Origin of the sequence: Streptomyces spiralis (assembly GCF_014654675.1) — a bacterium.
In the GTDB taxonomy this organism is placed as follows: Bacteria; Actinomycetota; Actinomycetes; order Streptomycetales; family Streptomycetaceae; genus Streptomyces; species Streptomyces spiralis.
In genome coordinates this window covers 41,616-62,866 of the sequence record NZ_BNBC01000010.1, presented here as the reverse complement: position 1 = coordinate 62,866, position 21,251 = coordinate 41,616, and the positions used below count along the sequence as shown (strand labels likewise).

Sequence of the window (21,251 nt, the reverse complement as noted above, 5' to 3'; positions counted from 1 at the left end):
TGTCGTTTGACGGGGGACGCTGCCACGCTGGTGGACGGTGTGGGGGATCCTCGGGTTGATCAAGTGGATGCCTGCCGAATCCGACGATGTCGGCCGCCGGCACGAGGCAGCAGGTCGGGCATGCGGGGTGAACCCTGCCCGGCATGCAGAGGAAGGGGCCTGTCTCGGCGATGCCGAGCATGGGCTGATGGACGCCGTCGCCTCTCGGTCGGCAGTCGGGACGCAGGACCTCTGGGCAAACTCGGGTACCCGATACCGCCGGGCACCACTCGTCCGCATACCGGATCGACCGGTGGTTGGGCAGACCAGTCCGGCGACGCTTGGCCTGCTGAAATTGCTCGACACGAGGTCCGCCCGGCGCCTGGGCGATGTACTCGTCCAGCACGGACAGGGCCACGTTTCTCAGCAACGGCGAGAGCCTTGCGAGCACCGGCACAGGTCGACCTCGAGACCTTTGTCCTCGCCGAGGATGCCCGCCTTGGGGAACACCTTCACCAGGGCCAGAACGCATTTGTCTCCCACCTTGCCGTGGTGCAACGACCCTGGACGGTGGACGGAGAGGAAAACGATGTACGCAGTAATTGGCAGGGATCACTTCGACGTGAGCCGCGTGAAGGACATCCGGAAGATTGTGGAGGACAAAGTCCTCCCGGGCGTCAGGGCCCTCGATGGCTTCGTCAGCGCTACGTTCCTCCATGCCGTGGACGAGCGTGACACCGGGACTGCCGTGCTGATCTTTGAATCAGAGGATGCCGCTCGCGCCGCACTCGCCAGGCTGGCAGCCGTCGATGCGGGAGGTCTTGTGGCCAGCCACACCTTGGAGATCAACGAGGTTGTCGGTCAGTCGTAATCCGCGCGACGCGGAGAGCAGCTCGCGAAGTCAGGGCAGACAGAGCCGGCGGTCGATCAACGCGTCCCCGGTTGTGGCCAGGCGAGGAACACGCCGGCCTGGGAGCTCTCGATGCGGCCTGCGGTGCCGGTGTACTGCCGTTGCAAGCCCACCGAGGCCCGTCCCTTCGTCACAGAGCCCGTCTCGTCGACGACGAGAACGGCACCGTCGGCGTGAGGTGGAGCCGCGGAGGCTGTACGGAAGAGCATCGCCCCGTTCCGGGTGGGACGGCGGCCCGACGACGGTGTGACCGGCGTGCCACCATGTAGTCGAGCGGGCAGCGCGCGAAGCGGAACCGTGGTCGCCCACGTCGATCCTGCCGCCGTCTCTCCGCACCGGGACAGCCATCAGGGCGCGCTCGGCGGGGCCGAGTTGGAAGCCGCAGTTCCGGTCACAGTCACGTCACAGGGATCGGGAACACCCCGACCGCCCCCGGCGTTGATCTCGTGCGGCGGGAACGGAGGGCCGGACAGTGCACGGTGAGTACAAGGTGCCGGGCGGGAAGCTCGTCGTCGTGGACGTGGAGGCCGACGACGGCGTGCTGCGGCAGGTGCGGGTGGCGGGTGACTTCTTCCTGGAGCCGGACGAGGCGCTGGACGCCGTGAACGGCGCGCTGGAGGGCGCCCCCGTAGAGACGGACGCGGCGGGCCTGGCCGCCCGGATCGACGCCGCGCTGCCGTCGGGCACGGTGATGTACGGGCTGACCTCGGAAGGCGTCGGCGTCGCGGTGCGGCGCGCGCTGGCGCACGCCACCGACTGGACGGACTACGACTGGCAGCTGATCCACGACGGCCCCCAGTCCCCCGCGCTGCACATGGCGCTGGACGAGGTGCTGACGGCCGAGGTCGCCGCGGGCAGGCGTCCTCCGACGCTGCGCGTGTGGGAGTGGGCCGCCCCCGCCGTGATTATCGGCAGCTTCCAGTCGCTGCGCAACGAGGTGGACGCCGAGGGCGCCGCCCGGCACGGCGTCGAGGTGGTGCGCCGGATCTCCGGCGGCGGCGCGATGTTCGTCGAGCCGGGCAACACGATCACGTACTCGCTGTCGGTGCCCGAGGCGCTGGTGCAGGGGCTGTCCTTCCAGGACAGCTACGCCTACCTCGACGACTGGGTGCTCGGCGCGCTCGGCGACATGGGGATCCGCGCCTGGTACGAGCCGCTGAACGACATCGCCACCGACCAGGGCAAGATCGCCGGCGCCGCGCAGAAGCGGATCGTGGGTCCCGGCGGCGGCCCCGGCGCGGTGCTGCACCACGTGACCATGTCCTACGACATCGACGCCGACAAGATGGTCCAGGTGCTGAGGATCGGCCGGGAGAAGCTGTCCGACAAGGGCACGAAGAGCGCGAAGAAGCGGGTGGACCCGCTGCGCCGGCAGACCGGGCTCGCGCGCGAGGCCGTCATCGAGCGGATGATCGAGTCCTTCGACGGCCGCTACGGACTGTCGGAGGGCAAGGTCACCGACGAGGAGCTGGCCCGCGCCGAGCAGTTGGCCCGGACGAAGTTCGGCACACCGGAATGGACGGCACGGGTGCCCTGACGCACGGACACCCCCACGCGTGCCCGGATGTCCTGGCTCCGTCACCGCCCGAGCACGCAGCGAGTTCGCACTTTCGTCCCACAGGGACTCGTGTGACACTGTCGTACCGTCCATGCTGTGGACGGCCTCCGCATCGTCCCCCACACGAGAAGTGCGCCGTGCGTGATCTTCCCCTGCCGCTCGCGCTCACCGCGCGGCTGACCCCGGTCGTCGTACTGGCCTGTGCGGGCTGGGCGCTGACGTCCGGGCCGTTCGCGGCGTCGTCCGCCGACGGGCACCGGGCCGCCGGGCAGGACACCCACGCCTCCGACGCCGGGTCCTCCTCGTCGTCCACGTCCTCCTCGTCCGGCTCGGACACGGGGCCCTCGTCGACCGCCGTGTCCAAGGCGTACGCGGCCGCTCCGGCGCCGTGCACGGCCATCGCCACCAAGACGATCGGCTCGCTGGTGCCGGGTGCGAAGACGGCGGGCAAGGAGATCCCGTCGACGGACACCAAGGTCCGCCGCACCTGCTCCTGGAACGCACTGAAGGGGTACGACTACCGCTGGCTCGACGTGTCCTTCGAGATCACGCAGTCGGACGCGGCGGCACGGAAGTCGTACGAGCAGCGCACCGCGGAGAAGAGCGGCGGCGGCCAGGTGCCCGACCTCGGTGACGCCGCCTACTCCGTCGTCAACCTCACCACGGAGGACAAGCAGCAGACCCGCGAGGGCGTGGTGATGGTGCGGGCCTCCAACGCGCTGGTGACCGTCACGTACAACGGCAGCGACTTCGAGACGAAGAAGGCGCCGGGCACGGACGAGATCAACAAGGGGGCCATCAAGGCCGCCCGGGAAGCCGTGGCCGCGCTGAAGGGCGGCCAGGAGAACTGACCGCCCTTCGGGCCGCCCTCCCGTCCGCCCTTCCCGCCTCGGGTCTCGGGCCGCCCGTCAGGCGACGGCTCCCACCCGGGTGGGCGGGCGCATCAGCATGAGCAGCAGGTACAGCACCATCGACGTGCCGAGGCCCACCGCCCAGCCGTAGTCGGCGAGCGGCTTCAGGGCCGGGATCGGGCGGCCGTCGATGAGGGGATGGAAGTCCGCGCCGCCGATGGCGAGCACGCCGCCCGCCACGAACGCCACGACCGCCCGCCAGTTCCAGCCGGCCGAGTACCAGTAGCGCCCACCAGTGCGGTACAGGTCGACGAGGTCGAGCCGGCTGCGGCGCAGCACCCAGTAGTCGGCGACGAGGATGCCCGCGACCGTGCCGAGCAGCCCGCCGACCAGGCCCAGCCAGGTGAAGATGTAGCCCTGCGGGTCGGCGTAGAGCTTCCACGGGCATATCACCACGGCGAGCACGGCGGTGACGAGGGCGCCGGTGCGGAAACTGATCTTGCGGGGCGCGATGTTGGAGAAGTCGAACGCCGGGGAGACCAGGTTGGCGGCGATGTTCACCGACAGGGTGGCCACCAGCACGGTGACCAGGGCGTAGAGCAGGCCGACCACGTTGTCCGTCTTGGCCGCCAACTGCACCGGGTCCCAGACCGGTTCGCCGTAGACGGCCTGCGAGCCGGAGGTGACCAGCACCGACAGGAAGGCGAACAGGGTCATGGTGGTGGGAAGGCCCAGCGCCTGGCCCCGGGTCTGCGCCTTCTGGCTCTTTCCGTAGCGGGTGAAGTCGGGGATGTTCAGCGACAGCGTCGACCAGAAGCCGATCATGCCCATCAGGGAGGGCGCGAACAGCTTCCAGAAGTCCGCTCCCCAGCCCAGTTTCGACGGCTGGTCCAACAGCGGGCCGAAGCCGCCGGCCTTGCTGCTCATCCACCACAGCATCACGAACGCGCCGACGAGCACGAACGGCGCCGCCCAGTTCTCGAACCGGCGGATCGTCTCCATGCCCCGGTAGATGACGGCGACCTGGATCACCCAGAAGATCGCGAAGGACAGCCACATGGTCCAGGCGTGGCCGCCGAACTCGCCGGCCTTCGACCAGCTGTCGCCGATGAGCTTCCCGGCCAGGAAGAAGATCGCCTCGCCGCCGATCCAGGTCTGGATGCCGAACCAGCCGCAGGCCACCAACGCCCGTACCACGGCGGGCAGGTTGGCGCCGCGCACCCCGAAGGAGGCGCGGGCGAAGACCGGGAAGGGAATGCCGTACTTGGGTCCCGCGTGCCCGGTGAGCAGCATCGGGACGAGCACGATCAGATTGGCCAGGGCGATGGTGAACACCGCCTGCTTCCAGTCCATGCCGACGGCGATCAGGCCGGAGGCCAGGGTCCAGGAGGCCGTGTTGTGGGCCATGCCGACCCACAGCGCGGAGAAGTTGTACGTGGTCCAGGTGCGCCCGGCCACGGGGACCGGCAGCAGGTCCGCGTTGGCGTAGGGGCCGCTGGGCGGTGGAGTGCCGGGGGCGATCTCCACCCGCCCGTCGGCGAGGGTCACCTGGGCGGACGGCGATATGCCCCAGGGAGCGGTGTCGGTCATGGGCAGCCCAATCGGATGGCGACCGGTTATCTGGAGTTGACGACGGGAATGACCTCGCGGCCGTACGCGTCGATCACGGCTTCCTGCGCGTCGTGCATGTCGTACACGGCGAACTGGTCGACGCCCAGTTCGCGCAGCGCGTTCAGCTTCTCGATGTGCTTCTCGACCGGTCCGATCAGGCAGAACCGGTCGACGATCTCGTCGGGCACGAAGGCGGTGTCCGGGTTGCCGCTGCGCCCGTGGTGGGCGTAGTCGTAGCCCTGGCGGGACTTGATGTAGTCGGTGAGTTCCTCGGGTACGGCGGCGGAGTGCTCGCCGTAGCGGGCGACCAGGTCGGCGACGTGGTTGCCGACCATGCCGCCGAACCAGCGGCACTGCTCGCGGGCGTGGGCGAGGGCCTCGGGCGAGTCGTCGGCGGTGACATAGGCGGGGGCGGCGACGCAGATCGTCACCTCCGCCGGGTCGCGTCCGGCCGCTGCCGCCGCGTCCTTGACCGCCTTGACCATGTACTCGGTCAGATAGAGGTCGGCGAGCTGGAGAATGAACCCGTCGGCCTCCTCGCCGGTCATCTTCAGCGCCTTGGGGCCGTACGCGGCCATCCAGACGGGGAGTTCGGCGCCCGGCTTGGTCCAGGGGAACCTGATCACCGTGCCCCCACCGAGGTCGGCCTCCTCTCCCCGGGCCAGGGCCCGGATGACCTTCATGGCCTCGCTGATCCGGGCCAGCGTGTTGGGTTTGCGGCCCGCGACGCGCATCGCGGAGTCGCCGCGGCCGATGCCGCAGACCGTGCGGTTGCCGAACATGTCGTTGAGGGTGGCGAAGGTGGAGGCGGTCACCTCCCAGGTGCGGGTGCCCGGGTTGGTGACCATCGGGCCGACCGTCAGGCTCTCGGTGTTCGCGAGGATCTGGCTGTAGATGACGAACGGCTCCTGCCAGAGCACGGCGGAGTCGAAGGTCCAGCCGTAGCGGAAGCCGTTGCGCTCGGCCCGCTGCATCAGGCTGATGACGCGGGAGGCCGGCGGGTCGGTCTGCAGGACGAGTCCGAAGTCCATGGCGTCCTTGGCCCTCTTCCTAGTTGAGGTACTGACAGGTGGAGCGAGGCGTGTAGACGCCGTGGCCGGGACGTCCCGTGTACTCCCGTTCGGTGATCACCGGCTCGCCGCGGGAGAGCACGGTCTCCACCCGGCCGGTGACGCGCCGGCCCTCGTAGGCCGAGTAGTCGACGTTCATGTGGTGGGTCTCGGCGGAGAGGACCTGCTCGGCGTGCGGGTCGTAGATGACGACGTCGGCGTCGGCGCCGGGGGCGATGGTGCCCTTCGTGGGGTACATGCCGAACATCCGGGCCGGGGTGGCGCAGGCGATCTCGATCCAGCGGCGGCGCGAGATGTGTCCGTCGACGACGGCCTGGTGGAGGAGGTCCATGCGGTTCTCCACGCCCGGCATGCCGTTGGGGATCTTGGAGAAGTCGCCCCGGCCCAGCTCCTTCTGGCCGCTGAAGCAGAACGGGCAGTGGTCGGTGGAGACCACCTGGAGGTCGTTGGTGCGCAGCCCCTTCCACAGCGCCGCCTGGTGGTCCTTGGGGCGCAGGGGCGTCGAGCACACGTACTTCGCGCCCTCGAAGTCGGGCTCGGCGAGGTTGTCGGTGGACAGGAACAGGTACTGCGGGCAGGTCTCGCCGAACACGGGCAGTCCCTCGTCGCGCGCCCTGGCCAGCTCGGCGACGGCCTCGCGCGCCGAGACGTGCACGACGTACAGGGGGGCGCCCGCGACCTGTGCCAGGCGGATCGCGCGATGGGTGGCCTCGGCCTCCAGCAGGGCCTTGCGGACCTCGCCGTGGTAGCGCGGATCGGTCTCGCCACGGGCGAGGGCCTGCTCCACCAGGACGTCGATGGCGATGCCGTTCTCCGCGTGCATCATGATCAGCCCGCCGTTGTCGGCGGCACGCTGCATGGCCCGCAGGATCTGGCCGTCGTCGCTGTAGAAGACCCCGGGGTAGGCCATGAACTGCTTGAAGGAGGTGACGCCCTCCTCCACCAGCAGGTCCATCTCCTTCAGCGTCTCCTCGTTCACATCGGAGACGATCATGTGGAACCCGTAGTCGATGGAGCAGTGCCCCTCGGCCTTGGCGTGCCAGGCGTCCAGGCCCTCGCGCAGGGAGCCGCCGACGCTCTGGATGGCGAAGTCGACGATGGTGGTGGTGCCGCCCCAGGCGGCGGCACGGGTGCCGGTCTCGAAGGTGTCGGAGGCGTAGGTGCCGCCGAACGGCATCTCCATGTGGGTGTGGCCGTCGACCCCGCCCGGGATCACGTACTTGCCGGTCGCGTCGATGGTCCGTTCGGCGGTGAACGCCTCGGCGGCCGGGGTGCCGGAGGCCGCGAGGGCGGCGATACGGCCGTCCTCGATCAGCACGTCGGCGTGGATCTCGTCGGCGGCGGTGATGACGAGGCCACCGCGGATGACGGTACGGCTGCTCATGCTCCCTCTCCTGCCAGGTGGACGGTTGCGGTCACGGGGCGGTCAGCGGCGTGTAGGCCCCCGGCGCGCGGTCGCGGTAGAACTGCCAGCGGTCGCGGACCTCGCGCAGCTTGGCCAGGTCCAGGTCGCGGACGACGAGTTCGGTCTCCTTGTCGCTCGCCACCTCGCCGACGAACTGCGCCTCGGGGTCGACGAAGTAGGAGGTGCCGTAGAAGTCGTTGTCCCCGTACTCCTCGACGCCGACCCGGTTGATCGCGCCCACGAAGTACTCGTTGGCGACGGCCGCCGCCGGCTGCTCCAGCTGCCACAGATAGCCGGACAGGCCGCGCGAGGTGGCCGAAGGGTTGAAGACGATCTCGGCGCCGGCCAGGCCCAGGGCGCGCCAGCCCTCCGGGAAGTGCCGGTCGTAGCAGATGTAGACGCCGACCTTGCCCACCTTGGTATCGAAGACGGGCCAGCCGCTGTTGCCGGGACGGAAGTAGAACTTCTCCCAGAAGCCGCGGACCTGGGGGATGTGGGTCTTGCGGTACTTGCCGAGGTAGGAGCCGTCGGCGTCGATCACGGCCGCGGTGTTGTAGAGGACGCCGGGCTGCTCCTCCTCGTACATCGGCAGGACGAGGACGATGCCCAGCTCCTTGGCGAGCGCCTGGAAGCGCCGGACGATCGGACCCTCGGGGATCTGCTCGGCGTACTCGTAGAAGGCCGGGTCCTGCACCTGGCAGAAGTACGGGCCGTAGAACAGCTCCTGGAAGCACAGGACCTGGGCGCCCTGTGCGGCGGCGTCGCGCGCGGCCTGCTCATGGACCTGGATCATGGATTCCTTGTCGCCGGTCCAGGCGGTCTGGAAGAGGGCGGCACGGATCACACGGCTCATCGGGACCTCCGCTCGTTCGGTGTGCGGGGTGTGCGGTGTCCGCAGAGCGTAGGAAGCCGGCGGGGCCGCTTTGAGGTGCACCGTGTCACGTCCGCGGGGGCGTGGCGTGCCACCGTGTCACTCCGGGTCCATCCCATGTTGCACCGCCGTTTCCCCAGGTGGTCACGGGTTTCACTGCTGTTGCGCGTCATGTGCGAGGAGGGCTATGTGCACCGAGGCGGCCTGTTCGAAGTCGTCGAGGTCCACCCCGAGGCGGGCCTGTATGGCCTCCAGGCGGCGGTAGAGCGCGGGCCGGGAGACGTGGTGGAGCTGGGCGGTGCGGGACTTGTTGCGGCCGGTGGCGAGGTAGGTGCGCAGCACGGCGAGCAGGTCGCGGTCGGACCGGCACAGCAGCCCGTTCAGCTCCCGCTCGGCGAAGGACTGCACATGCGGGTCGTCCCGCAGCAGCCGGACCAGGCCGCGCAGGTGCACGTCCCTCAGCCGCACGACGGCCGGGAGGTCGAGGGCGGGGGCGGAGTCCGCCACGGCGTCGGCGACGTGCCGGGCCTCGCGCAGCCCGGTGGGCACGTCGTCCCAGGCGGTGCGGGCGTCCGCGGCGGCGACGACCGTGCCGGCCCGGTGCGACTCGGTGCGCAGCCGGGCCGCGAAGTGCTCGGTGAGGGCGTCGGCGTCCTGGTCGCGGGCGAGGCTGAGCAGGACGGCGGTGGAGCCGTCGCCCTGCCCGCCGATCTCGGCGACGAGCCCGCGCAGCCCCAGCAGCCGCAGCAGCCGGTCGAGTTCGGCGGGCTCGCCGTCCCGCACCACGAGGGGCACGAAGGTGCGCCGGTTGACGGGCAGTCCGGCGGCGCGGGCCCGGGGCAGCAGCTGCCGGGCCGGTACGACCCCGCTGAGCAGGTCGGTCAGCAGGCCCTGCGCGGACTGCTCCTCCCAGGTGCGGCCCGCGGCGCCGCCGAGCATCCGGTGCAGCACGAGGGCCTCGGCGGCGCGGTCGGCCAGCAGCCGTCCGGTGGCGATGTCCCCGCGGTGCCCGCACAGCACGATCCGCCCCCAGCGCTCCCCGCGCCCGCCGAGTTCGGCGCGGATCCAGCCGTCGCCCTCGCTGCCCCCTGCCTGCCGGGCGATGCGTTCCCAGTCGCGCAGCACGTCGTCCACCGCCGACCGCTCCCCCGCCGTGGCGAGGACGCGGTGGGCGAGGTTGGTGACGACGACGGGGCAGGCGCTGTGCTGGGCGATCTCGTCCAGCAGCGCCTGGAGCGGGGCGCCCGCGGTGATCAGTGCGGTCAGGGCGGTGCGTACGGACTCCGACAGGCTGACGGCGGCGAACTTCTGCCGTACAAGCCGGGACTGGACCTCCTCGGTCAGCTCGGCGAACGGGAACGGGCGGTGCAGGACCACCAGGGGCAGCCCGCACCGCTCGGCGGCCCGCCGCATCACGTCCGGCGGCCTGGGGAACGCCCGCCCGAGGCCGAGGACGACGGCCGCGGCCTCGGCGCGGTGCAGGGAGCGGATGTACTCGGCCTGTTTCTCCTCGTCGCCGGCGAGCAGCACCCCGGTGGTCAGCACCATCTCGCCGCCGTTGAGCATCACGCCGACGTCCGCCGCCTCGGCGACGTGCACCCAGCGCACGGGCCGGTCGAGGTGGCCCGCGCCGGCGACCACCTCCGGCTCCCCGGCGAGCACCCGTTCCAGGGCGAGCACCTGACGGACCGACAGGGGCGGTTCCGGGAAGTTCGACGGGATCGCGGGCCGGTCCGAGACGGTGGTCATGGCGACGTTCCCCTCTGCGTTTCAGGCTCGGTTCGCCTACGGGCGCCGAAGCCGGTGTCGAGGGGACGACCGTGCTCAGCCCTTCGGGCCTCCGCGCGCTCGTCCCCTCGACACCGGCGCGCCCTTCGGCTCACTCGCCGCACTCGACTCGCTTTGCAGTGCCCACACCTCAGTACGCGGCGCGCAGCGCGCCTTCCAGGATCGCGGCGCCCTCCTCGGCCTCCGCGACGGTCAGGGACAGCGGTGGGGCGATGCGGAGGGCGCTGGTGTTGTGGCCACCGCCCTTGCCGATGAGCAACCCGCCCTCGCGGGCCGCCTCCAGCACGGCGGCGGCCGCACTCGGATCGGCCTCGTCCGTGCCCGGCCTGGCCAGTTCCACGCCGATCATCAGCCCGCGCCCGCGCACCTCCCGTACGCCGGGCAGCCCGGCCGCGGCGGCCCGCAGCCGTTCGATGAGCAGGCCGCCGACCCGCCGGGCGTTGCCCTGAAGGTCGTGCTCCACCAGGTAGTTGAGGTTGGCGAGGCCCGCGGCCATGGTGATCTGGGTGCCGCCGAAGGTGGAGATGCTGTTGGCGTCCAGGCAGTTCATGATCTCGGCGCGGGCGACGACCCCGCCGATGGACATGCCGTTGCCGATCCCCTTGGCGAAGGTGAGCATGTCCGGCGGACCGCTGCGCCCGTGCGCCTGCCAGCCCCAGAAGTGCTCGCCGGTGCGGCCCCAGCCGGTCTGCACCTCGTCGGCGATCCACAGGATGCCCTGCTCCCGCAGTACGTCCCGGAAGGCGGCGTACAGCCCGTCGGGGGGCGAGGTGAAGCCGCCGACGCCCTGGATGGGTTCGGCGATCAGCGCGGCGGGCGGGCGGGTGTGGCCGAGGAGGTCCTTGAGGTCCTCCACGCAGGCCGCGACGAAGGCGTCGTCGTCCAGGTGGGCGAACGGGCCGCGGCTGCGGACGCCGCCGTGGACGTACAGCGTCTGCAGCGGGGACAGGGAGGTCGGGGACCAGCCGCGGTTGCCGGTGATGCCGATGGAGCTGAACGAACGGCCGTGGTAGCTGTTGCGCATGGCCAGGATCGTGTTGCTGCGCCGGTACGTCGTCGCCAGCAGCAGCGCGGTGTCGTTGGCCTCGGTGCCGGAGGTGGTGAAGAAGACCCGGGCGTCGGGGATGCCGCTGAGCTGGGCGATGCGCTCGGCGAGCTCCACCATGGGCCGGTTCAGGTAGAGCGTGGAGGAGTGGATGATCCGGCCGGCCTGCTCGCTCACCGCCTTGGTGACCTCGGGCAGCGCGTGCGCGGTCATCGTGGTCAGGATCCCGCCGAAGAAGTCCAGGTAGCGCCGGCCCTCGGCGTCCCACACGTACCGGCCCTCGCCGTGGGTGATCTCCAGCGGGTCCTCGTAGTAGAGGGCGAGCCAGTCGGGCAGGACGGCCCGGTGACGGTCGTACAGGTCGTTCACGGTGTGACCAGCCCTTCGTAGGCGTCGGGACGGCGGTCGCGGTAGAAGGCCCACTGCTGCCGCACCGCTTCGATGAGGTCGAAGTCGAGGTCGCGGACGACGAGTTCCTCCTTGGAGTCACTGGCGGCGTCCCCGACGAACTGACCGCGCGGGTCGACGAAGTAGCTCGTCCCGTAGAAGTCGTTGTCGCCGTACTCCTCCTGGCCGACCCGGTTGATCGCGGCGACGAAGTACTCGTTGGCGACGGCCGCCGCCGGCTGCTCCAGGCGCCAGAGGTAGGAGGACAGGCCGCGGTGGGTGGCGGAGGGGTTGTAGACGAGCTGGGCGCCGTTGAGGCCGAGCTGGCGCCAGCCCTCCGGGAAGTGGCGGTCGTAGCAGATGTAGACGCCGACCCTGCCGACGGCGGTGTCGAAGACGGGCCAGCCCAGGTTGCCGGGTTTGAAGTAGTACTTCTCCCAGAAGCCCTTGACCTGCGGGATGTGGTGCTTGCGGTACTTGCCGAGGTAGCTGCCGTCGGCGTCGATCACGGCGGCGGTGTTGTAGTAGAAGCCGGACTGCTCGACCTCGAAGACGGGGACGACGATCACCATGCCGGTCTCGCGGGCAAGGTCCCGCATCCGGCGCACCGTCGGGCCGTCCGGGACCGGTTCCGCCCAGCGGTAGTGCTCGGGCTCCTGGACCTGGCAGAAGTACGGCGAGTTGAAGACTTCCTGGAATCCGATGATCTTCGCGCCCTGGCGGGCCGCCTCACGGGCGTGCTGCTCGTGCTTGGCGACCATGGACTCGGTGTCGCCGGTCCAGGTGGCCTGGACCAGGGCCGCACGGACGACGTTGGCCATGAGCTGCTCCTTCGACGTACTCGCAGCCTCTACGCCCGTAGAACGGGCCTAGAGGCACGAACGTAAGCCTCTTGGGCGGCCTTGCCAAGACCATCGTCGTGAACCCGCTGAGTCGATCGTGTTTCGCAACTCCTGTGGGTGAGTCCCGGCGGGTGCCGGGTGCGCGGGGCCGCTCGTCACACCACTCGTCATGCCTCGACCGGTGTGCAGCGCCCGACCAGTTCGTCCATGGACAGGCCGAGGGCGCGGGCCAGCGCGGCCACCGTGAAGAAGGCCGGGGTCGGGGCCCGGCCGGTCTCGATCTTGCGCAGCGTCTCCGCGGAGATGCCCGCGCTCGCGGCGATCTCCGTCATGCTGCGGTCGCCGCGCGCCTCGCGCAGCAGCAGCCCGAGCCGCTCTCCGCGTTCGCGCTCTTCGGGAGTGAGTGGGGTGCGCACCATGCCGTCATTCTACGGCGAAGACCGGGATTCAAATACCGGTATAGTAATTGGCATGGTGGAACTGAAGACGGACACATCGATCGACGCCATGTACGAGGCCGGCCAGGTCGTGGCGCGGGCACTCACCGCGGTGAGCCGGGCCGCGGACGTGGGCGTCTCCCTGCTGGAACTCGACGAACTGGCACGTGAGGTGCTGCGCGAGGCGGGCGCGACCTCCCCCTTCCTCGGCTATCTGCCCTCCTTCGCCCCGACCCCGTTCCCCGCCGTGCTGATCGCCTCCGTCAACGACGCGATCGTGCACGGCATCCCCACCCGGTACCGGCTGCGCGACGGCGACCTGCTCTCCCTGGACTTCGGTGCCGAGCTGGGCGGCTGGGTCGGGGACTCGGCCCTCAGCATGGTCGTCGGCCGGCCGCGCCCCGCGGACCTGAAGCTGATCGAGACGGCCGAGCGGGCGCTGGCCGCGGGCATCGAGGCCGCCGTGGTCGGCAACCGCATCGGCGACATCGCCCACGCCGTCGGCTCGGTGTGCCGTGCGGCGGGCTACGGCATCCCGGACGGCTTCGGCGGCCACGGCGTGGGCCGCCGCATGCACGAGGACCCCGCCGTGCCCAACGAGGGCCGCCCGGGCCGGGGCCTCCCGCTGCGCCACGGCATGGTCCTCGCCATCGAACCCATGCTGATCGCCGGCGGCACCGACGGCTACCACGCGGCCCCCGACGGCTGGACCCTCCGCACGAACGACGGCTCCAGGGCGGCCCACGTCGAGCACACGGTGGCGATCACGGAAAGCGGCCCGAGAATCCTCACCCAACGGTGAGGTGGGAGCCCTGGGGGCGGGGCCGTGCCGGTACGCGGCCACCGCCGCCGTGGCGCGGCCGGCCCCGACGGAGCCGCACCCGCGCAAAAGGACGATCCCCGAGCTCGCAGGCGCCCGACATGCCCGAAGAAACGGAACATGCAATCGTGGCATGAGCCCCACTTTTCCCGGTTACCCGGCGGGAGCCACACGTCAGCGAAGGAACGGAAAACGATGACCAGCGGCTTCATCGGCCCGGAGGGCGACCCCTTCGGCGAATTCTTCGCCCGGTTCTTCGGCGGCGGACCCCGCCCCGGTCCCCGGCACGTCGACATCGGCAGGCTGCTCAGCCAGCCCGCCCGGGAGCTCGTCAAGGGCGCGGCGCAGTACGCCGCCGACCACGGCAGCCGGGACCTGGACACCGAGCACCTGCTGCGGGCGGCGCTCTCCACCGAGCCCACCCGCAGCCTGCTCAGCCGGGCGGGCGCGGACCCGGACTCGATCGCCTCACAGATCGACGAGCGCTCGGGCCCCGTCCAGGGTCCGGCGGGCGAGGCCCCGCCGCCGACCTCCCTCTCCCTCACCCCGGCCGTCAAGCGCGCCCTGCTGGACGCGCACGACATGGCACGGGCGAGCGGTGCCGGGTACATCGGCCCGGAGCACGTGCTCAGCGCGCTCGCCGCGAACCCCGACTCGGCGGCCGGCCACATCCTGAACCAGGCCCGGTTCGCCGCCTCCGGGCTGCCCTCCGAGGCTCCGGAGACCACCGCGCCGCCGAGGGCGGAGCGGCAGCGCACCACGGCGACGCCCACCCTGGACAAGTTCGGGCGGGACCTCACCGACCTGGCCCGTCAGGGGCGCATCGACCCGGTGATCGGCCGGGACCAGGAGATCGAGCAGACCATCGAGGTGCTCTCCCGGCGCGGCAAGAACAACCCCGTGCTGATCGGCGACGCGGGCGTCGGCAAGACCGCCATCGTGGAGGGGCTGGCGCAGCGGATCGCCGACGGGGACGTGCCCGACATACTGATCAACCGCCGGGTGGTGGCCCTGGACCTGACGGGCGTGGTCGCGGGCACCCGCTACCGGGGCGACTTCGAGGAACGCCTGAACAACATCGTCACCGAGATCCGGACCAACTCCGAGCGGCTGATCGTCTTCATCGACGAGCTGCACACGGTGGTCGGCGCCGGCGGGGGCGGCGAGGGCGGGTCGATGGACGCGAGCAACATCCTCAAGCCCGCCCTGGCCCGCGGCGAGCTGCACGTCGTGGGCGCGACCACGCTGGAGGAGTACCGGCGGATCGAGAAGGACGCGGCGCTGGCCCGGCGGTTCCAGCCGATCCTGGTGCCCGAGCCGTCCGCGGCGGACGCCATCGAGATCCTGCGCGGGCTGCGCGACCGCTACGAGGCGCACCACCAGGTCCGCTACACCGACGAGGCGCTGGTGGCCGCCGTGGAGCTGTCCGACCGGTATCTGACCGACCGGCGGCTGCCGGACAAGGCGATCGACCTGATCGACCAGGCCGGCGCCCGGGTGCGGCTGCGGGCGCGGACCAAGGGCACGGACGTACGGGCCATGGAGCGCGAGGTCGAGCAGCTCACCCTGGACAAGGACCAGGCGGTCGCGGACGAACAGTACGAGCAGGCCACGCAGTTGCGTGACCGTATCGCCGAGCTGAAGCAGCGGATCTCCGAGACCGGCGGGGACGAGGAGGCGGACGAGGGTCAGCTGGAGGTCACCGCCGAGTCCATCGCCGAGGTGGTGTCCCGGCAGACCGGCATCCCGGTCAGCAGCCTCACCCAGGAGGAGAAGGAGCGACTGCTCGGCCTGGAGGAGCATCTGCACCGGCGGGTGGTCGGCCAGGAGGAGGCCGTCGGCGTGGTCGCCGAGGCGGTGCTGCGCTCCCGTGCCGGGCTGGCGAGCCCGAACCGGCCGATCGGCAGCTTCATGTTCCTCGGCCCCACCGGCGTCGGCAAGACGGAGCTGGCCCGGGCGCTGGCCGAGGCGCTGTTCGGCAGCGAGGACCGGATGGTCCGCCTGGACATGAGCGAGTACCAGGAACGGCACACCGTCAGCCGGCTGGTGGGTGCCCCGCCCGGGTACGTGGGCCACGAGGAGGCCGGTCAGCTCACCGAGGTGGTGCGCCGGCACCCGTACTCGCTGCTGCTGCTCGACGAGGTGGAGAAGGCCCACCCGGACGTGTTCAACATCCTGCTGCAGGTGCTCGACGACGGGCGGCTGACCGACTCCCAGGGCCGCACGGTCGACTTCACCAACACCGTCATCGTGATGACCAGCAACCTGGGCTCGGAGGTCATCACCCGGCGCGGCGGCGCCGGTATCGGATTCGGTCCGGGCGGTGCCGACGCGGACGAGGAGGCGCGGCGGGAGCGGATCCTGCGCCCGCTGCGGGAGCACTTCCGGCCGGAGTTCCTCAACCGCGTCGACGAGATCGTGGTCTTCCGGCAGCTCACCGCCGAGCAGTTGCGGCAGATCACCGACCTGATGCTGGAGCAGACCCGTCGGCTGATGCACGCGCAGAGCGTCGGCGTCCGGTTCACCGACCAGGCCGTGGACTGGCTGGCGCAGCGCGGCTTCCAGCCGGAGTACGGCGCCCGCCCGCTGCGCCGCACCATCCAGAAGGAGGTCGACAACCAGCTGTCCCGCCTGCTGCTGGACGGCCGGATCGGCGAGGGCAGCGGGGTCACGGTGGACGTGGAGGACGGCCGGCTGGTGTTCCGCACCGAGGACCGGGAGCCCACGGCCACCCCCGCCGAGTGAGAGCCCTGCGGCTCTCCACGGCGCCGGGTGCACCCACCATCGCCTACGGCGCCGGGTGCACCACCATCGCCGAGCCGCCACCGCGCCGTACCTTCTCCGCCGCGGCCAGCCACTTGCCGTTCGGCAGGCGCTGTACGCCGGTGGCCGCGCCGATCTCCGGGTTGAGCTTGAAGGAGTGGCCGATGGCCTCCAGTTGCTGCCTCAACGGGCTGTCGTAGAGGCCGGGTTCGAGTTCGGTCTGGGCCGCGTTGCGCTGGCTTGCGCGGGGTGCGGCGATCGCGTCGACCAGCGGAAGGTGCCGGTCGAGGAACCCGGTCAGGGTCTGGAGCACGGTGGTGATGATGGTCGCGCCGCCGGGCGAACCCAGCGCCACCACGGGCTGGTTGTGGGCGTCCAGCACGATCGTCGGGGAGATCGACGAGCGCGGCCGCTTGCCCGGGCCGGGCAGGTTCGGGTCGTGCACGGCCGGGTTGGCCGGGGCGAAGGAGAAGTCCGTCAGCTCGTTGTTGAGCAGGAAGCCCCGGCCGGGCACGGTGATGCCGCTGCCGCCGGTCTGTTCGATGGTGAGGGTGTAGGAGACGACGTTGCCCCAGCGGTCGGCGACCGTCAGATGGGTGGTGTTCTCGCCCTCGTACGTCGTCGGGGCTGCGGTGCCCCCGGTGCCGCAGGCCGCGGGGTGGCGCGGGTCGCCGGGTGCGAGCGGGCTGGTGAGGACCGCGTCGTCCTTGATCAGGCAGGCGCGGGAGTCGGCGAACCGCTGGGAGAGGAGTCCCGCGGTGGGCACGTCCTCGAAGGCGGGGTCGCCGACCCAGCGCCCGCGGTCCGCGAAGGCGATACGGCTCGCCTCGATGAAGTGGTGCAGGTACTGCACCTCGCTCGCCTTGGAGAGGTCCGTGTTCTCCAGGATGTTCAGCGCCTCGCCGACGGTGGTGCCGCCGGAGGAGGAGGGCGCGATGGAGTAGACGTTCAGGCCGCGGTAGGACGCCCTGGTGGGGGCCTGGAGCTTGGCCTGGTAGGCCGCGAGGTCCTTCTCGGCGAGCTTGCCCGGGCGGGCGTTCCAGCCCGAAGCCGGGTCGACCGGCGGGTGGTCGACGGTCTTGACGATGTCGTCGCCGATGTCCCCGCGGTAGATCGCGCCGACGCCCTTGCGGCCCAGCTCTTCGTAGGTGCGGGCAAGTTCGGGGTTCTTGAAGGTGGAGCCGACGACCGGGAGCCGGCCGCCCGGCAGGAACAGCTTCGCGGTGTCCGGGAAGTAGCGGAAGCGGGTCTCGTTCGAGGCCGTCTGCGAACGGAAGGTGTCGTCGACGGTGAAGCCGTCACGGGCCAGCCGCTCGGCGGGCTTCAGGACCGTGCCGAGCCGCCTGCTGCCCCACTCGTCCAGCGCCTTCTGCCAGGTGGCGGGGGTTCCCGGCGTGCCCACGCTCAGTCCGCTGCTGACGGCGTCGTTGAAGGCGAGCGGCTTGCCGTTCTCCAGGAAGAGATCGGAGCCGGCGGTCAGCGGCGCGGTCTCGCGGCCGTCGATGGTGTGGACGGAGCGGGTGCGGGCGTCGTAGTAGACGAAGTAGCCGCCCCCGCCGACGCCCGCGGAGTACGGCTCGGTGACGCCGAGGGCGGCCGCGGTGGCTACGGCCGCGTCGACGGCGTTGCCGCCCTTCTTCAGCACCTCGATGCCGGCCGCCGAGGCGTCCTGGTCCACGCTGGCGACGGCGCCGCCGTAGCCGACGGCCACAGGGACCTTGGGGGCCGCTCCGGGCCTCGCTGCCTGTCCGGGCTCGGCGTCGCCGGGGTGCGCGGTGGGTGGCGCTGCGGCCCCCAGCGAGACCACGGCGGCCGAGACCGCGAGAACAGCCAGTTTCCGAGCGACAGGGCGACGCATCCGCACCTCCTGGGAAGAGCCGTTCACGCAGCCTAATCCATCACCATGGTCACGTCAGGTCAGCGGGGAAACCGGTTTCGAACACGAGTTTGCGTCCGCCCGCTAACATGCGCGCCCATGAATGACGACGTGCGCAACATCGTCCTGGGCGTGATAGCGGCCGGCATCAGTGCCGCGCTCGGCTGGCTGACCCGCACCTACCTGTGGAAGCGGAAGCTGCGGCGCAAGCAGGCGTTCTTCGGGCTGCCGGAGAACTCCGAGTCGCTGCTCGTGGTGAACCGGGACGCCGGCGGCACGGAACTGGCCGTGCACCGCTACGACGTGTTCGCCCTCCTGGAGCTGTCCGCGCTGATCAAGGGCTGCGGGGCGAACGCCCAGGTCGTCACCCAGGACGCGGCACAGCAGGGCTTCGGCGAGCGGACCGAGTTCTGCGTGGGCGGACCCGGGTCGAACCGGCGGATGCTCGCCCATATGTCGGTCATGCTGCCCGGGGTGCGGGTCAACGTCGATCCCGAACCGGGCCCGGACCGGGGCGCGTTCCAGATCGGGAGCGAGCGCTACCGCATGGAGGCCGGCGTCACTGAGTACGTCCTGCTGGCCCGGATCACCGCGGGCCCGTCGCGACCGGTGTTCCTCTTCTGCGGCCAGCGCGCGATCACCAACCAGGCCGCGACCCGCTATCTCGCCCGCAACCACGAGCGGCTGGCCCGCAAGCACGGCAACGGTTCGTTCGTGCTGCTGCTGAAGGTGGTCAACTCCCAGGCGTACGGCCCGGACGTGGTCGAACTCGTCGCGGACGTGACCCGCGCGGCCCAGACTCCGCTGCCCTCGCCGGAGCCCTCGGCCGATTCGGCGTCGAGCACCACCCGCCCGGCGCGCAGCTGACCTTCTGCTCACCGGCGGGCGACGCGTCGCAGCTGTCCGTCCCGCCGCGCGAGCAGTGATCTCCGGCTGCCGCCGGCCGGGTATGGCTCTGTGAACCGCTGTCCCCCTGCGAACGGCCGTGAACGGCACATCGTAGTCCCCGCCCTCAGTTCTCCGCGACCTCCGCGTACAGCTGGGAGAGTTCGGGGACACCGCTCTCGGCCCATGCGTGCCCGACCTCGACGACGTCGAACTCCCGTCCGGAGGCGAGCCGCACCACGGGCCGACTGCGGGGCCGGATCCGCCAGGCCGCACCGGGGACGGTGCGCACGATGACCGTGCCCAGATACAGTCCCGCGTCGTTGCCCAGCCAGGACGCCCTCTCTGCGTCGTCCCGCCAGCGCGGCAGCAGCTGGTCGAGCGCCTCCAGCGAGGCCGCCGTCTCGTCGAGCCGGACGTCGGCCTCGGACGCCTGGGCGCGCAGCAGCTCACAGGTGGAGAGGAGGTCGGCGAGGCCGTCGGCGTCGGGCGAGCCGTCGTCGGGCGAGCCGTCGTCGGCGGAGAGCACCGTGCCACCGGGAGCCGATGGCTGCTTCTTGCGCCGGTTGCCCACAAACGGGATGTTCATGGCTCCAGCGTGACACCGGCAGTGTGGCGCACACCACAGGACGTACGCCGATGTCCTGTCTACACGACTGTCTACACGTCCAGGTCGACCACGACGGGCGCGTGGTCCGAGGCGCCCTTGCCCTTGCGCTCCTCCCGGTCGACGTAGGCGTCGGTGACCGCCTTGGCGAAGGGCTGGTTGGCGTACACCAGGTCGATGCGCATGCCGCGGTTCTTGGGGAAGCAGAGCTGGCGGTAGTCCCAGTAGGTGAACGGGTGGTCGTACTTCAGGGGCCGCGGGACCACGTCCGCGAGGCCGGCCTCGCGCAGGGAGGTGAGGGCGGCGCGCTCGGCGGGGGTGACGTGGGTGGCGCCCTCGAAGGCGGCCGGGTCGTAGACGTCGTCGTCGGTCGGCGCGACGTTGTAGTCGCCGAGGACGGCGAACGGGCGGCTGCCGCCCGCGTCGCCCGCGACGGCCGCCCTCAGCGCCTCGAACCACTGGAGCTTGTAGGCGTAGTGCGGGTGCTCCACCTCACGGCCGTTGGGCACGTAGACCGACCAGACGCGGACCGGGCCGCAGGTGGCGGAGATGGCCCGGGGCTCCTGGACGCCCTCGTAGCCGGGGTCGCCGGGCAGGCCCTTCACCACGTCCTGAAGGCCGACGCGGGAGAGCACCGCCACTCCGTTCCACCGGCCGGTGGCGTGCACCGCCGCCTCGTAGCCGAGGTCGCGCAGCTGGTCGAACGGGAACTGGTCCTCGGCGATCTTGGCCTCCTGGAGGCAGAGCACGTCGGTGCGGCTGCTCTCCAGCCAGGCCAGCAGCCTCGGGAGGCGGGCGGTGATCGAGTTCACGTTCCAGGTCGCGATGCGCATGCCTCACAACCTACCGGGCGGGACTGACAACGCCTCCCGCCCGGCCTTGGCGGCGGTGCCGCGGCGCTCAGACCTCCGCCGACGCGCCCGGCGTCAGCCTCAGGTGCTCCGCGCCGCCCAGGGCGCCGATCTGGTTGTCGTAGATCGGGCGGGCCAGGTCGGTCAGGAGCGCGTCGTGGATGTCGTAGGCGCGCCGCGGCTTGACCTCGCGGACGTACTCGATCACCTCGGCGATCTTGTTCCAGGGCGCCATCACCGGGAGCATCAGCGTCTCGACCGGCTGGTCGGGCACGGTGAGCGCGTCGCCGGGGTGGAACACCTTGCCGCCGTCGATGAGGTAGCCGACATTGGTGATGCGCGGGATGTCCGGGTGGATCACCGCGTGCAGCTCTCCATGGACCTGCACGTCGAAGCCCGCGGCGGTGAAGGTGTCGCCGTGCCCGACCGTGTGGACCCGGCCCGGGAAGGCCGCCGAGATCTTCTCCGCGACCGACCTCAGGGTCCAGATCTCGGCGGCCGGGTTGGCCTCCATACCGGCCCGCAGCCGGTCCTCGTTGAAGTGGTCGAGGTGCTCGTGCGTGACCAGGATGGCCTCCGCGCCGACCGCGGCGTCCTCCTCGCTGAAGGTGCCGGGGTCGATGACGAGCGTGCGGCCGTCCTTCTCGAGGCGGACGCAGGCGTGGGACTTCTTCGTGAGCTTCATGCGTCCCATC

The 21,251-nt window shown here is 71.0% G+C and carries 18 protein-coding genes and 1 pseudogene; 6 read left to right on the top strand and 13 right to left on the bottom strand.

Annotation, left to right across the window (positions count from 1 at the left end; genetic code table 11):
- Window positions 1–568 precede the first annotated feature (568 nt).
- Complete coding sequence (locus IE318_RS13085) at window positions 569–850, top strand: hypothetical protein (RefSeq protein ID WP_189899877.1); 282 nt, start codon at window positions 569–571, stop codon at window positions 848–850.
- A 33-nt stretch (window positions 851–883) separates the two neighbouring features.
- On the opposite strand, the pseudogene IE318_RS13080 reads toward IE318_RS13085, so the two are convergent.
- A pseudogene (locus IE318_RS13080) lies at window positions 884–1,053 on the bottom strand (transposase); the annotation flags it as partial.
- Between the two features lie 308 nt (window positions 1,054–1,361).
- Between IE318_RS13080 and lplAB the strand changes: the two are divergent.
- Entirely contained in the window at window positions 1,362–2,426 is a 1,065-nt protein-coding gene (gene lplAB / locus IE318_RS13075; protein ID WP_189899875.1) for a lipoate-protein ligase LplAB, read from the top strand.
- 158 nt (window positions 2,427–2,584) lie between these two features.
- Window positions 2,585–3,298: a hypothetical protein gene (locus tag IE318_RS13070; protein ID WP_189899873.1), complete on the top strand. Its 714-nt coding sequence runs from the start codon at window positions 2,585–2,587 to the stop codon at window positions 3,296–3,298.
- A 57-nt stretch (window positions 3,299–3,355) separates the two neighbouring features.
- Here IE318_RS13070 and IE318_RS13065 read toward each other — a convergent pair whose 3' ends face one another.
- The 8 genes from IE318_RS13065 to IE318_RS13030 form a co-directional block, all read right to left on the bottom strand.
- Entirely contained in the window at window positions 3,356–4,888 is a 1,533-nt protein-coding gene (locus IE318_RS13065) for an NCS1 family nucleobase:cation symporter-1 (RefSeq protein WP_189899871.1), read from the bottom strand.
- A gap of 26 nt (window positions 4,889–4,914) precedes the next feature.
- The gene (locus IE318_RS13060) at window positions 4,915–5,940 is read right to left on the bottom strand and encodes a TIGR03842 family LLM class F420-dependent oxidoreductase (RefSeq protein WP_189899869.1); all 1,026 of its coding nucleotides are present in this window, start codon (window positions 5,938–5,940) and stop codon (window positions 4,915–4,917) included.
- 19 nt (window positions 5,941–5,959) lie between these two features.
- Window positions 5,960–7,363: a dihydropyrimidinase gene (gene hydA / locus IE318_RS13055; protein WP_030178677.1), complete on the bottom strand. Its 1,404-nt coding sequence runs from the start codon at window positions 7,361–7,363 to the stop codon at window positions 5,960–5,962.
- A 31-nt stretch (window positions 7,364–7,394) separates the two neighbouring features.
- Entirely contained in the window at window positions 7,395–8,237 is an 843-nt protein-coding gene (locus IE318_RS13050; protein ID WP_189899866.1) for a nitrilase-related carbon-nitrogen hydrolase, read from the bottom strand.
- A 171-nt stretch (window positions 8,238–8,408) separates the two neighbouring features.
- Entirely contained in the window at window positions 8,409–10,004 is a 1,596-nt protein-coding gene (locus tag IE318_RS13045) for a PucR family transcriptional regulator (protein WP_189899864.1), read from the bottom strand.
- 169 nt (window positions 10,005–10,173) lie between these two features.
- The gene (locus IE318_RS13040) at window positions 10,174–11,457 is read right to left on the bottom strand and encodes an aspartate aminotransferase family protein (RefSeq protein WP_030178672.1); all 1,284 of its coding nucleotides are present in this window, start codon (window positions 11,455–11,457) and stop codon (window positions 10,174–10,176) included.
- A complete protein-coding gene (locus IE318_RS13035) occupies window positions 11,454–12,296 on the bottom strand; it encodes a nitrilase-related carbon-nitrogen hydrolase (protein ID WP_030178670.1) in 843 nt (280 codons plus the stop codon). Before IE318_RS13035 ends, IE318_RS13040 begins: the two co-directional genes overlap by 4 nt.
- A gap of 188 nt (window positions 12,297–12,484) precedes the next feature.
- On the bottom strand, window positions 12,485–12,736 hold the full coding sequence (locus tag IE318_RS13030) for a helix-turn-helix domain-containing protein (protein ID WP_030178668.1): 252 nt from the start codon (window positions 12,734–12,736) through the stop codon (window positions 12,485–12,487).
- Between the two features lie 52 nt (window positions 12,737–12,788).
- Here IE318_RS13030 and map point away from each other — a divergent pair, with 52 nt between their 5' ends.
- Entirely contained in the window at window positions 12,789–13,556 is a 768-nt protein-coding gene (map, locus tag IE318_RS13025) for a type I methionyl aminopeptidase (protein WP_030178666.1), read from the top strand.
- 213 nt (window positions 13,557–13,769) lie between these two features.
- Entirely contained in the window at window positions 13,770–16,319 is a 2,550-nt protein-coding gene (locus IE318_RS13020) for an ATP-dependent Clp protease ATP-binding subunit (protein ID WP_189899862.1), read from the top strand.
- 43 nt (window positions 16,320–16,362) lie between these two features.
- Here the strand turns inward: IE318_RS13020 and ggt are convergent, their stop codons facing one another.
- On the bottom strand, window positions 16,363–18,195 hold the full coding sequence (gene ggt / locus IE318_RS13015) for a gamma-glutamyltransferase (RefSeq protein ID WP_189899859.1): 1,833 nt from the start codon (window positions 18,193–18,195) through the stop codon (window positions 16,363–16,365).
- Window positions 18,196–18,312: 117 nt separating this feature from the next.
- Here ggt and IE318_RS13010 point away from each other — a divergent pair, with 117 nt between their 5' ends.
- Complete coding sequence (locus IE318_RS13010; protein WP_189899858.1) at window positions 18,313–19,080, top strand: hypothetical protein; 768 nt, start codon at window positions 18,313–18,315, stop codon at window positions 19,078–19,080.
- Window positions 19,081–19,225: 145 nt separating this feature from the next.
- On the opposite strand, the gene IE318_RS13005 is transcribed toward IE318_RS13010, so the two are convergent.
- From IE318_RS13005 to IE318_RS12995, 3 genes are all read right to left on the bottom strand, one after another.
- Window positions 19,226–19,687: a DUF6278 family protein gene (locus IE318_RS13005; protein ID WP_189899856.1), complete on the bottom strand. Its 462-nt coding sequence runs from the start codon at window positions 19,685–19,687 to the stop codon at window positions 19,226–19,228.
- Window positions 19,688–19,758: 71 nt separating this feature from the next.
- Window positions 19,759–20,538 (bottom strand): exodeoxyribonuclease III, encoded by a 780-nt coding sequence (locus tag IE318_RS13000; protein ID WP_030178654.1) that lies wholly within the window; start codon window positions 20,536–20,538, stop codon window positions 19,759–19,761.
- A 67-nt stretch (window positions 20,539–20,605) separates the two neighbouring features.
- Entirely contained in the window at window positions 20,606–21,241 is a 636-nt protein-coding gene (locus tag IE318_RS12995) for an MBL fold metallo-hydrolase (protein ID WP_189899854.1), read from the bottom strand.
- Window positions 21,242–21,251: the final 10 nt, after the last annotated feature.